This is a genomic window from Eubacterium sp. BIOML-A2 (assembly GCF_009680135.1).
GTDB lineage: Bacteria > Bacillota > Clostridia > Lachnospirales > Lachnospiraceae > Faecalicatena > Faecalicatena contortus_B.
Genome location: NZ_WKZK01000014.1, coordinates 25,301 through 38,332, shown reverse-complemented (window position 1 = coordinate 38,332; position 13,032 = coordinate 25,301). Strand labels below are relative to the sequence as shown.

Sequence of the window (13,032 nt, the reverse complement as noted above, 5' to 3'; positions counted from 1 at the left end):
TGGCGCATGAGCGTCACGCTTTTAAATTCTGCAAAGGGGTCAGACCCCTTTGACTCTGATTGATATAAAATTAACAATAAAACCACACGGAAAAAGTTAGTTAAAAATTGCACAAAATTACTCGGGGGGTCTTACATTGTTAAAAAAGTTGATGTATAATAAAAACAACTTAAAAGAGCGGCATCAAAAACAGGAGGTATAGCTTATGAAACTGGAAGAAAAGAATTTAATCGTGGAACGTCCCTATAAGAAAGTTTACAAATGTGAAGATAGTGTCGTAAAAGTATTCGAATCTGCGCATCCAAAATCAGCAGTATTCAACGAGGCGCTAAATACTGCCAGAGTAGAAGAGACAGGACTGGATATCCCAAAGGTAAAAGAGGTAACACAGATAGACGGTAAATGGGCGCTTGCCATCGAATACAAAGCAGGAAAGACATTGGAAGACATGATGGAAGCAGACAGCAGCAACCTGGAAAAATATATGGAGGACTTTGTAGACCTGCAGCTGACGGTACATGCCAAGACCGCACCGCTGCTAAACAAGCTGAAAGATAAACTGTCCCGTCAGATTAACGGTCTGAAAGACTTAGATGCCACAACAAGATACGAGCTGCTCACAAGGCTGGAGAGCATGCCAAAACACAACAAAGTCTGCCACGGCGATTTCAATCCAAGCAATGTAATCGTAGGAAAGAACGGCAAGATGACAGTCGTAGACTGGGCGCACGCAACCCAGGGCAACGCCAGTGCAGATGCAGCCATGACCTATCTGCTGTTCGCACTAAAAGACCAGAATGCAGCAGACCTGTATATGAAGCTGTTCTGCAAAAAGAGCGATACAGCAAAACAATACGTACAGCAGTGGCTGCCAATCGTAGCAGCGGCACAGCTCACAAAAGATAACGAACTAGAAAAAGAATTCCTAATGAAATGGATTGATGTGATTGATTATCAGTAGGGGAGATTTGGGGAGGGGACGCTAAGAGGAAGGTGAGACTGTTTCCCCCGCCGGGGCAGTGCATGCCGTTTCAAACTCCTGCCCACTTGCGGAGAATCCGTAAGAGAAAAAACAGGGAACAGGAAGGGACTTGCCGCAGTTGGCCCGAATGCCGATGCATTCGCGCCGCCGGCGGCAACAGAATTTGTTTTGGCAAAACAAATTCTGCCCTTCCTGTTCCCTGTTTTTTCTCTAACGGATTCTAACCGCGCGTTCTATGGAGTCTTGAAACGGCATGCACTGCCCCGGCGGGGGAAACAGTCTCACCTTCCTCTTAGCTGGGCGCATCCGCCGGTAATTAAAACCTTCCTACTGGGGGAGGTCTCTGGACGGTGACAGTGGATGGCCGTAACTTTGCTCGGGGCGGAAGGGAGAGTATGTGTACACAAAGAATCTCAACAAGACATCCCTACCGCATATCCAGCCCAATCCGTTGCCACCGCCAGCGTTCTCCTACATTCGATCTTACCTGCCGTTTTGATGAAGCCCAGCCTGACTGAGATGGGGAGGGGGACAAAGCCGGAAGAAAAGAAGGCCGGGACTGAGTGTATAGAACGCACGGTCTAGAAGTCCTTACGCAGAAGGAGCTGTCCATGAGGGATGGCAAGTGATTTACCAAATCACTTGCCAGGACAACCTAAGACGGGAAAGCATCAGGCTTTCCCGTTGCATGTTGTCTGTGCCCTCATGGACAGCTCCTTGTGCGTTAGGACTTCTCCGTAAGTGGGTTACACACAGCCCCGGCCTTCTTTTCTTCCGGCTTTGTCCCCCTCCCCGTCTTAGTCAGGCGGACCTCATCCAAAAAGCCCTAAAATCGAATCCCCCTAGCTACCAGCTTGGGAAGAAGAGGTTATTTCCGATGTTGACTCCGGGCCTCCCCGCTGTTCCTGCATAGAGGAAGTAATAGCAGTCGGATACTGCGGCCAGCCGTGCTCCGTTGATGGCATCCTGGGCCACGGTGTAGGCCAGTTCGCTGGCGCCTCTTGCGAGTACGGTATCCAGACGGCCTAACCATACCGGCTCAAACTGTCCGCCTGCATAGACGACATCTGTGATTGTGTTCGGGAAGATCGGACTGTTTACGCGGTTCATGATCACTGTTGCTACGGCAAGCATGGAATCGTAATCATGCATGGCCTCACAATCGAGTATTGCCGCAAATACATCCAGATCGCTTCCGGCCACATTGGTTGCTCCGCCGTTGACTATGGTGTCATCATAACCTCCGTTATCACTGCCGCCTCCGGAATCATTGCCTTCGGATGGCGTGTCTCCGGGGTTATTATTGTCATTCGCGTTGTTATTGCCGCTGTCAGGCTTCTGGGCAGCGGCGTTTTCTGCCGCAACTTTAGCGGCTGCCTCTGCAGCCAGCTTGGCGGCTTCCTCCTCCCGCAGCTTTTTAAGCTGTGCGTTGAAGGCGTTCAGATCAGTAGAGGTTGCCTCTGCCTTCTGAACCAGCTCTGCCTGCCGGGTCTCCAGGTTTTTCTGCAGTTCCTTCATAGAATCCTGCTGAGCCTCCAGAGTTACTTTTCTGTCAGCAATCTCTTTCTGGGTATCCTGCAGGATCTGGAGCATCCCCCGGTCATATTTACTGATATTCTGTATGAAGTCGGCTTTGTTTAAAAAGTCAGTCAGGTTGTCCGCCGAAAAAAGCATCTCCAGGAGTGTTGCATTACCGGTTTCATACATATACTTAATACGGGATTTCATATCTTCGTATTGTTGTGCTTCGTCTGCCTCTGCCTCAGCTAAGGAATCTTTTGTCCTCTGGATTTCACCGTTGGTAATTTCAACCTGCATCTCAGTTGTTGATATCTCATCACTTATTGCCACAAGTTCCTGATTGATACCTTCAAGCTGATTCTGCAGATCAGAAGTTTTGCTTTCGAGACTTTCTGCATCTTCGGCATGCGCCGGGAAAACAGAAAGCACCAGTACAAGAGAACAGATAAATGCCAGAAGAGCCTGTCCCCTGTGTTTTAAGCGCAATTTCATATTCTACAATTCCTTTCTTAATTGTTTTGCCCTGATATTATACTATAAATTGCTTTATTAAGCAAATTTTGATAGAATAAGTTATAAAAATTTAGTGAGAAGTAAGGAGCTGGCAGGAGATGAAACAGCAGATAAAAATGATTGGACTGGACTTGGACGGTACACTTTTGAATGACAAAAAGGAACTGCTGCCGTATACAAAGCAGGTGCTGCAGGAAGCAATTGCAAAAGGGATAGTCGTACTGATGGCAACAGGAAGGTCGTTTACGGGCATTCCGGAGGAACTGAGATATTTCCCCGGCATCCGTTATGCACTTACCGCAAACGGGGCGAGGGTGATCGATGCGCAGGAAGAGAAAATTCTCATTGAACGCCTCCTTCCGATAGAAAAAGCGAAGAAAGCATTGGAAACTCTGCGGAAATATGATACATTACAAGAAGTGTACTTTGACGGACAGGGGTATGCAGATAAAGAGAAGCTGGATTCCATCAGCCGTTACCATCACAATCCGCATATGTGGGATTATGTGCGCAGCACCAGGAAAGCAGTGCCGGATGTCATGGCGCTGGCAGTGGAACGATATCAGGATATGGATAAAATGCAGGCGCTGTTTGCCGATTTGGAAGAAAAAGCGGCTGCATGGAGTGAACTGGAACAGCAGGAGGGTATCGTACTGGTCAGCTCGCTGGGATATAATATAGAAATAAACGCCGCCGGAGTAAACAAGGGAACAGCCTTAGTTGAACTGGGCAGTATGCTTGGAATCAGGCGCGAGGAGATTATGGCATGCGGTGATGGCGACAACGATATTGAGATGGTAAAAGAAGCCGGCTTTGGCGTTGCGATGGGTAATGCGGAAGAAGAGGTAAAGGCCGCCGCGGATTACATAACACTTTCCAATGAAGAAGAGGGGGCGGCAAAGGCCATTGAAAGATTTGCTCTAAGAGGAGGAGACATATGTTAGAAGCTTTAAAGGTAATTGTACTGGGGATTGTAGAAGGTATTACCGAATGGCTGCCGATCAGCAGCACGGGACACCTGATACTTGTAGAAGAGTTTATAAAGCTGAAGATGACGGAAGACTTTATGTCAATGTTCAATGTGGTCATTCAGCTGGGGGCAATCCTGGCGGTTGTAGTCATCTATTTTCATAAACTGAATCCGTTTTCTGATACGAAGACGCATAAACAGAAGATGCTGACCCTTCAGCTGTGGGTAAAAGTGCTGATCGCATCGGTTCCGGCAGCCATAATCGGCCTTTTGTTTGACGACTTTATTGATGAACATTTGATGAATTATGTGGTAGTAGCGATTACGCTGATTCTGTATGGTATTGCATTTATTGTCGTGGAAAAACGGCATGAACATGTGAAGCCGGCGGTGAAGAGGCTGTCGGACCTGACGATCCCAATGGTCGTGATTATCGGATGCTTCCAGGTGCTGGCGCTGATACCGGGTACCTCACGGTCGGGTGCAACGATAATCGGCGGTCTGCTGATTGGGGCGGCCAGAGGCGTAGCTGCGGAATTCACATTTTTCTTAGCCATTCCGGTTATGTTTGGGGCCAGCTTCCTTAAGATCATTAAGTTCGGTTTTCATTTTACGGGCGCGGAAGTATTTTTGCTGCTGCTTGGATGTATCATCTCCTTTGTGGTATCCATATTCGCCATCAAGTTTTTGATGCAGTATATCAAGAATCATGACTTTAAAGTATTCGGTTATTACCGAATCGTCCTGGGAATCATTGTGCTGCTCTACTTTGGAATGACTGCATTATTTGCATAAAAGGCGGCAGACAGAAGTATAAAGGGTATAAAATTCAGTACGGGGAGGGGCTCTATGGCCTTCTCCTTTTTATTTCCGATGGAATATTAAGGGAAATACGGCGCATAGTCTTGTTTTTTATAGAAAACATGATAAAATATAGAGATAATGTGTATGATTATGCATAACAATGTAAATTTGGAGGGTACGGAAAATGAAAAAGAAAGTTTTAAGCGTTTTATTGGTGGCAGTATGCGTATTATCAATGGCGGCATGCGGATCTAAGAAGGAAGACAGCAGCGCAGGTGACAGTGGTAAGAAGGAAAAGCTGGTGATGGCTACGAATGCGGAATTTCCGCCGTATGAATTCTACGAAGGAAAAGAAGTCGTAGGAATCGATGCTGATATTGCGGCTGCAGTAGCAGAGGAGATGGGGATGGAGCTCGAGATTGAGGACATGGCTTTTGATTCTATCATCACTGCAGTAACAAGCGGAAAAGCAGACATCGGTGCGGCAGGTATGACTGTGACGGAGGACCGTCTGGAAAATGTAGACTTTACTGATACATATGCAACAGCAACACAGGTAATTATCGTTAAAGAGGACAGTGCAATTGCCGGACCAGATGATCTGACAGGTAAGAAGATCGGCGTACAGCTGGGAACCACAGGCGATATCTACGCAGACGACATTGAAGATGCTACTGTAGAGCGTTATAACAAGGGATTTGAGGCTGTACAGGCACTGCAGCAGGGCAAGATTGATGCAGTAGTCATCGACGGAGAGCCGGCTAAGGAATTTGTAAAAGAAGCGGAAGGGCTCAAGATTCTGGACGAAGCGTTTACAGAGGAAGAGTACGCAATTGCAGTGAAAAAAGGAAATGATGAACTGAAAGAGAAAATCAATGATGCACTGGCTAATCTGAAGGAATCTGGTAAATTGGATGAAATCGTAGCGAAATATATCAGCGCTGACAGCGCGGAATAAAAGAGGATACGATTATGTTGCAGACGTTGCAGGATAAGTTTTATGGGAATTTTATAGAAAAAAACCGCTGGGAATACATTTTAGATGGACTGGGGGTCACTTTGCAGGTGACCTTCTTTGCCGTCATAATCGGAATTGTAATTGGTTTTCTGATTGCAATTATACGCTCCACATATGACAAAACAGGAAGGCTGAAGATCCTTAATGCAATTTGTAAGATCTATCTGACGGTGATCAGAGGAACTCCGGTTGTTGTACAGCTTTTGATCATTTACTTTGTAATATTCGGAAGCTCAGACATCAGCAAAGTGCTGGTAGCTATTATGGCATTCGGGTTCAATTCCGGGGCCTATGTTGCCGAGATATTCCGCTCTGGTATCATGTCTATTGATAACGGACAGTTTGAGGCTGGGCGCAGCCTGGGATTTAATTATGTGCAGACCATGATCCATATCATTATGCCGCAGGCTTTTAAGAATGTTCTCCCGGCGCTTGGCAATGAGTTTATCGTGCTGTTGAAAGAGACATCAGTCTCTGGTTATATCGCCCTGCAGGATCTTACCAAGGGCGGCGATATCATACGAAGCCGTACATATGATGCATTCATGCCTCTTATTGCTGTAGCTTTGATTTATCTGATTATGGTAATGATCTTTACAAAGCTCGTAAATCTGTTGGAGAGGAGGCTGAGAAACAGTGATCACTGATGGAGAAGTATTGATTAAGGTAGAAGACCTTCATAAAGTATTTAATAACAGGCTTCATGCACTGGATGGGGTAACGGAAGAAATCCGTAAAGGCGAAGTTGTTGTAATTGTCGGACCGTCAGGCTCTGGTAAATCAACGTTCCTCCGATCCTTGAACCTTCTTGAGACTCCGACGAAGGGGCACATATATTTTGAAGGAACAGACATTACAAGCAAGGAAACGAATATCGACCGCCATCGCCAGAAGATGGGCATGGTGTTCCAGCATTTCAATCTATTCCCGCACAAGACGATTATGGAAAATATCACGCTTGCACCGATTAAGCTTTTGAAGAAGAGTAAAGCCGATGCCGAAAAGCGGGCGATGGAACTTCTGAAGCTGGTTGGGCTGGAGGAAAAGGCACATGCCTATCCTTCCCAGCTGTCAGGCGGTCAGAAGCAGCGTATTGCAATTATCCGTTCTCTGGCAATGAATCCGGATGTCATGCTTTTTGATGAACCGACTTCCGCCCTGGATCCTGAGATGGTGGGGGAAGTTCTGGAGCTAATGAAAAAGCTTGCCCATGATGGAATGACTATGGTGGTTGTGACACATGAGATGGGATTTGCACGGGAAGTGGCGACCCGGGTTATATTTATGGATGAAGGGAAAATAAAAGAACAGGGGCCTCCGGAGGAATTCTTTAATAATCCGGAGGAACCTCGGCTTCGGGAGTTTCTTTCGAAGATTTTGTAGGCAGGGGACGCCTGATGGAAGCGGGACGCACCGACAGCGGCGGGGGATGCTTATGCTGTTTTTGGAAACCGGCCGCTTCGCTTAAGAAGAGCTAACTGCAAAAAAACCGCATTTTATGGGACGGAGCGTATTCACTTAGAAAGCTGATGCTTTCTAAGTGAATACGCTCCGGGAAATTGATTCGGAATCAATTTTCTCCCATAAAATGCGGTTTTTTCGCAGTAAACTCTTCGTAACAGTTCAGGCCAGTCTGAACTGTTACAACTCTTCTTAGGCAGCCAATAATCTCCAACTATTATTTTGTTTCTTTTTAGGGGGTTCTGTGGTAGTCTAATAGGTATTGGTGATGAAAGAGGTTTTTGTGTATGAAGTATGAACGAATAGAAAAGGCTGTGTTTTTGGAGCGGCCGAATCGGTTTATTGCGTATGCTCTGGTTGCGGGGCGAAGAGAGACGATTCATGTGAAGAATACGGGGCGGTGCGCGGAGCTTCTCAAGGCGGGGGCTGTTATTTATGTGCAGGAGAGCCTTAAGCCGGAGCGGAAGACGAAGTGGGATTTAATTGCTGTGGAAAAAGGGGACAGGATGGTGAATATGGATTCTCAGATTCCGAACAGAGTGGCTCAGGAATGGATCGAAGCCGGTAATTTGTTTGGGGAGTCTCCGTTTGTCAGGGCGGAGACTACTTATGGGAACTCGAGGTTTGATCTCTATGTTGAGGCAGACGGGCGTAAGTGTTTTGTAGAGGTGAAGGGGGTTACGCTGGAAGAGGATGGCGTGGCGCGATTTCCAGATGCACCGAGCGAGCGGGCGGTTAAGCATGTGGAAGAGCTATGTAAGGCTGTAAAGGATGGATATGAGGCTTATGTTTTGTTTGTGATCCAGATGAAGGGGATCCGCTATTTTACCCCGAATATGGATACCCATCCTGCCTTTGGAGAAGCGCTGCGCAGGGCCAAGGCGGCGGGCGTGCATATCTTGGCGCGGGACTGTAAAGTGACGGCGGATCGTATTGTCATGGATGAGGCGGTGCCGGTGGTGCTGGGGAGTCCGGAGCTGAAAGAGGCGGTGGTTCCCCTTGTGCGCTGGTACCGGGAACATAAACGGGATCTGCCCTGGCGGCATGATATCAGCGCATACCGGGTCTGGATATCTGAGATTATGCTCCAGCAGACGAGGGTGGAGGCTGTGAAGCCCTATTTCGAAAGATTTTTAAGGGAGCTGCCTACGGTGAAGGACCTGGCTGAGGCGGAGGAAGACCGGCTTATGAAACTGTGGGAGGGGCTTGGCTATTACAACCGGGTACGGAATATGCAGAAGGCGGCCCGTCAGATTATGGAGGAATATGGAGGGGAGTTTCCGGATACATATGAGGGAATCCGTTCGCTGACGGGAATCGGGAGCTACACGGCAGGAGCGGTCGGCTCTTTTGCATTTGGAATTCCGAAGCCTGCGGTGGACGGGAATGTCCTGCGGGTGGCGGCAAGGCTTATGGCGCGGGATGACGATATTATGAAAGCGGGTGTCCGGGCGCGCATTGAGGAGGAGATCGAGGAAGTGATTCCTGCCGATGCGCCGTCGGATTTTAACCAGGGACTGATTGAGCTGGGAGCCATTGTCTGTGTGCCGAACGGTGAGCCTAAATGTACGGAGTGTCCCCTGTCCGGGCTTTGTAAGGCCAGAAAGCTTGGCATTGAGACGGAACTGCCAGTCAGGTCCAAGGCAAAGGCCAGACGGATCGAGAAGAGAACGGTTCTGATCCTTTTGGACGGGGACACGCTTGCGATTAAAAAACGCCCGCCAAAGGGGCTTCTGGCCGGCCTGTATGAACTTCCTAATCTGGAGGGGCACCTGGACAGAAAAGAAGTGATACAGTACTGCAACTCCATCGGGCTGTCTCCGCTGCATATAAAAAAGGTACAGAGCGCGAAACATATATTCAGCCATGTAGAGTGGCATATGACGGGATATGAGATTAAAGTGGACGGGCTGGAGAAAAACTGCAGCGCGGATATGCTGTTTGTCCGCAGAGAAGAGATTGAAGATAAATACCCGATTCCTTCTGCTTTTGAGGTATATCGGTTACTGTTCAGACCGTGCCGTGCACCTCGCTGCACGGCATCGGAGCCGATAAAGTGATGGTCTCGGGGCATCTGGTCTTTGCTCCGCTTCGGTCCGTGCTAAACATGCGCCACTGGCGCATAGCACCCCTCGCCGTAGGCGACTTTAAATGGGCAGATGCCGTTACTGTGCACGCCCGTAGGGTGTGCACAGTAACGTATATTGCAGAGTTGTTTTAGAGTCCGCTCTGTTTTCTTGAATCCCGGGCGGATTTATGGTATACTCACTTTATAACAAGCGGGATAAAAGGAGTGTACATTTATGGGTGACAAGACAGAGCTGTCCAGGCAGCAGCAGAAATCAAAAGAAACAAAAGAACGGATCTTCCGCGCTGCAAAGCGGATTCTCCAAAAGAATGGGTACGAAGAGCTTTCTATTAAAAATATCTGTGAAGAAGCAGGTGTGTCAAACGGAAGCTTTTACCATCATTTTAAAACAAAAGATGATCTGCTGTCTTATTATATAGAGGATCAGCCCAGCATCAACCCTGATCTGCTCGATCTGCCCAGAAATGCGGAGGAAGCGAAGATTGCCATCATCCATGTGTATCTGAATTATGTGAATTACTGCAGGGAACTTGGCGTTGAGTTTATCTCTGGATACTACGATACGAAAAATCAGGCGCTGAATCCTGCCAGCCGCGCAGAGAGACCCTATCCCATTGTGACCGTGCAGACCTATGTTGAGAAAGCCATGCAGGAAGGAATTGTCAGACTGAATGTCAGCATTGAAGAGTTTACAACTGACATCCGTATGATTGTAATCGGCAATGTATTTGAATGGTGTCTCCGCGGAGGGGATGCCGATTTTGAAGGCAATATGCGCCGCTCACTTGGTAAATACCTGGACAGTACGATTTTATAAGATGCGGCCGTACCCTTTGAAAATACCGGCCGTGAATTGAAAAAAACTCATCCCCAGAAATGGAGGCAGCAGTATGAGATACAGCTTTATAGTGAATCCGAATTCCCGTTCCGGTATGGGAGGCTTGATATGGGATATCATAGAGCCGGAACTGAAAAAAAGACAGGTTGAATATGAGAGCTTTCGTACGGATTCCCCCGGTCATGCAACTAAAATTACCGGCAGTATCACCGGGGACGGAGAGGAACATACCCTGGTCGTGCTGGGGGGAGACGGAACCGTGAATGAAGTGCTGAACGGAATCGCCGACCTTGGGAAGACGGTCCTGGGCTATATCCCCACAGGTTCCAGCAACGATTTTGCCAGAGGGATGAAGCTTCCCACAGATCCGCTTGGGGCGCTGGATATGATTCTGAAGCCCGGCAGGATTCAGTCCATGGATGTGGGGCTTTTAACCCGCGCAGGGAAAGAACGGCGGTTTGCGGTGAGTACGGGAATTGGGTTTGATGCGGCAATCTGCCATCAGGCGGCCGTATCCAGGCTGAAAGTCCTGTTAAACCATCTGAAACTGGGCAAACTGACATATGTGGGAATTGCCCTGAACAGGCTGTTCCATGACAAGCCGGTTCAGGCAGAGATTACTCTGGATGGACAGGAGATAAAAAAGTTTTCGAAGGTATACTTTGCGGCTGCCATGAACCAGCCATACGAGGGCGGCGGTTTTTGTTTCTGCCCGGATGCGGCCGGGAATGACGGCCTGCTGGATGTGATTGTAATATCGGGGCTTCCCAGGCTGGCTGTCCTTTTGCTCCTGCCCACGGCATATAAGGGATGGCATGTGCATTTTCCTGGAATTCATGTTTTTAGGTGCAAAAAGGCCGTGATAAAAACAGAACGTCCGCTTGCCGTACATACAGACGGGGAACCCGTATTCCTGAGAGATCAGATAACGGCGGAGGTACTGGAAGAACAAATCAGGGTGATCACAGCGTGAAAGAAGGAGCAGGTTATGTATGTACTGGTTCTGGCTGCAGTTGGAACAGCAGCTGTTTATCTGTTTATGATTATGCCGCGTATGACGAAGCGGAAACAAATGAAGCTCTTTATGGGCCAAAAGTGGGCCCACAGAGGGCTTCATTGCGTTGAGAAAGGGATACCGGAGAATTCCATGGCAGCCTTTAAGGAGGCTGTAAAAGAAGGGTATGGGATAGAGCTGGACGTTCATCTGACAAAAGACGGCCGTCTGGTTGTTTTTCACGATGATACCTTGAAGCGCGTCTGCGGGAAAGAAGGCAGAATAGAAGAAATGTCATATGAGGAGCTGCAGCAATGCTATCTCAGCGGAACTTCCGAAAAGATTCCCCTTTTTTCCTCCGTCCTGTCCTATATTAAGGGGCGTGTCCCTCTGCTGATCGAGGTAAAGCTTCCCACGCAGAACACGGATATTTGTGTGCATCTGGAAGAGCAGCTGCGCGGATACACCGGGCCTTATCTGATTCAGTCCTTTAACTGCCTGGTGCTTTGCTGGCTGAAAAAACACCGGAAGGATATTCTGAGGGGCCAGTTATCGTCTAATTTGGTGAAAAGTGACCATTCGCCGCATTATATACTGCGTTTCTGCGTAAAATATTTGTTAAGTAACTGCATCACCAGGCCGGATTTCATTTCCTACAAATTAAAGGACAGCCAGAACGTCAGCCTCCTGGTGCTCCACAGCCTTCTGTTTACACCGGTGGCGGTATGGACGCTTCGTACCTCCCAAGCCATGGAACAGGCGGTAAAGCAATATGATATGTATATATTTGAGGGGATAAGGCCGTCTGGTAAAAAGTGAAGGTTCGTTAGTAATAAATTAGTAACAATTAAGCTGCAAAGGCCCGTAAAATCAAAAGATTTTGTTAAGGTTTTATGAACATTATTGTTGTGGCATGTGATTCGTGCTATAATCGGGGCAGCTAGAGAATATGCATTAAAAAAAGGAGCGTTCGGTATGGACTTTAGGACGAAAGCCACGAATTTTATTAAGAAATATAAGCATGCCTGGGTGTTCAGCTATATCCTGATTTACATGCCCTGGTTCATGTATCTTGAGAAGCATGTAACATCAGGCTATCATGTTATACATTCCGTAATTGATAATAAGATACCGTTTGTAGAATACTTTATTGTGCCATACCTGCTGTGGTTTGTATTCATAGCAGCCACATTTTTATACTTCTTTTTTACAGATGTGGACGGCTTCTACAAGCTGGCAAAGCTGATGTTTGCTGGAATGACGATTTTTCTGATTATATCCACGTTAGTTCCGAACGGCCTGAATCTGCGTCCTATGTACTTTGCCAGGGATAATGTTTTTGTGGATATGGTAAAGATGCTTTACAAGGCAGATACTCCGACCAATGTTCTGCCAAGCCTTCATGTATATAACTCTCTGGGGGCCTGTATAGCCATCTATAACAGCAAGGCGCTGCAGAAGCATAAGGTGATAAGCTGGAGTGCCTATACCCTGGCGGCCCTGATTATACTCGCAACAATGTTCCTTAAGCAGCATTCGATCATAGACGTAATGGCAGCTTTTATCATGGCTTATACCATTTACCAGTTTGTCTATGAGTCAAGCCGCAAAAAAGCGCCCAAGCTTTCGAATCAGATTGCCACCTGGGGCAAATAGTATTCACAGCATATTTTAGATTATTTCATCCGAAACAGAGAGTATTTCCCAAAGCACACTTTGGAAAATTAAGAGGACTGCGGAAAAGTCATCCGGACTTTTCAAAATGGCTTCTGGAATCTCTGATCCGGGTGAAATTTTTTCAGTATTCAGAGGTTAAGCCGCAGCGATGGCAGCAGGTTCTGC

12 protein-coding genes are annotated in these 13,032 nt (G+C 47.5%); 11 read left to right on the top strand and 1 reads right to left on the bottom strand.

The genetic code is table 11. The features are described 5' to 3' along the window. The first annotated feature begins 205 nt into the window (after window positions 1–205). Window positions 206–961: an aminoglycoside phosphotransferase family protein gene (locus tag GKG43_RS07275; RefSeq protein WP_050641807.1), complete on the top strand. Its 756-nt coding sequence runs from the start codon at window positions 206–208 to the stop codon at window positions 959–961. An 867-nt stretch (window positions 962–1,828) separates the two neighbouring features. On the opposite strand, the gene GKG43_RS07270 is transcribed toward GKG43_RS07275, so the two are convergent. Continuing rightward, a complete protein-coding gene (locus GKG43_RS07270) occupies window positions 1,829–2,995 on the bottom strand; it encodes a cell wall hydrolase (protein WP_129878910.1) in 1,167 nt (388 codons plus the stop codon). A 119-nt stretch (window positions 2,996–3,114) separates the two neighbouring features. On the opposite strand from GKG43_RS07270, the gene GKG43_RS07265 reads away from it, so the two are divergent. The 10 genes from GKG43_RS07265 (at window position 3,115) to GKG43_RS07220 (ending at window position 12,846) form a co-directional block, all read left to right on the top strand. After that, window positions 3,115–3,960: a Cof-type HAD-IIB family hydrolase gene (locus GKG43_RS07265; protein WP_055149909.1), complete on the top strand. Its 846-nt coding sequence runs from the start codon at window positions 3,115–3,117 to the stop codon at window positions 3,958–3,960. After that, a complete protein-coding gene (locus GKG43_RS07260) occupies window positions 3,954–4,781 on the top strand; it encodes an undecaprenyl-diphosphate phosphatase (protein WP_050641804.1) in 828 nt (275 codons plus the stop codon). The genes GKG43_RS07265 and GKG43_RS07260 overlap by 7 nt, the downstream gene beginning before the upstream one ends. Window positions 4,782–4,974: 193 nt before the next feature. Beyond that, a complete protein-coding gene (locus tag GKG43_RS07255; RefSeq protein ID WP_050641803.1) occupies window positions 4,975–5,748 on the top strand; it encodes a basic amino acid ABC transporter substrate-binding protein in 774 nt (257 codons plus the stop codon). Window positions 5,749–5,762: 14 nt separating this feature from the next. Continuing rightward, entirely contained in the window at window positions 5,763–6,455 is a 693-nt protein-coding gene (locus GKG43_RS07250; protein WP_050641802.1) for an amino acid ABC transporter permease, read from the top strand. A 10-nt stretch (window positions 6,456–6,465) separates the two neighbouring features. Next, window positions 6,466–7,191: an amino acid ABC transporter ATP-binding protein gene (locus tag GKG43_RS07245; RefSeq protein ID WP_154253273.1), complete on the top strand. Its 726-nt coding sequence runs from the start codon at window positions 6,466–6,468 to the stop codon at window positions 7,189–7,191. 365 nt (window positions 7,192–7,556) lie between these two features. After that, window positions 7,557–9,329: an A/G-specific adenine glycosylase gene (gene mutY / locus GKG43_RS07240; protein WP_050641800.1), complete on the top strand. Its 1,773-nt coding sequence runs from the start codon at window positions 7,557–7,559 to the stop codon at window positions 9,327–9,329. Between the two features lie 243 nt (window positions 9,330–9,572). Next, window positions 9,573–10,175 (top strand): TetR/AcrR family transcriptional regulator, encoded by a 603-nt coding sequence (locus tag GKG43_RS07235; protein WP_050641799.1) that lies wholly within the window; start codon window positions 9,573–9,575, stop codon window positions 10,173–10,175. A gap of 73 nt (window positions 10,176–10,248) precedes the next feature. After that, window positions 10,249–11,169 carry a diacylglycerol kinase family protein gene (locus tag GKG43_RS07230; protein WP_055149915.1) on the top strand — a complete coding sequence of 307 codons (921 nt, stop codon included), beginning with the start codon at window positions 10,249–10,251 and terminating at the stop codon, window positions 11,167–11,169. Window positions 11,170–11,184: 15 nt separating this feature from the next. After that, complete coding sequence (locus GKG43_RS07225) at window positions 11,185–12,009, top strand: glycerophosphodiester phosphodiesterase family protein (protein ID WP_055149918.1); 825 nt, start codon at window positions 11,185–11,187, stop codon at window positions 12,007–12,009. Window positions 12,010–12,165: 156 nt separating this feature from the next. Further along, window positions 12,166–12,846, top strand: a complete 681-nt coding sequence (locus GKG43_RS07220) for a phosphatase PAP2 family protein (protein ID WP_050641796.1) — start codon at window positions 12,166–12,168, stop codon at window positions 12,844–12,846. Window positions 12,847–13,032: the final 186 nt, after the last annotated feature.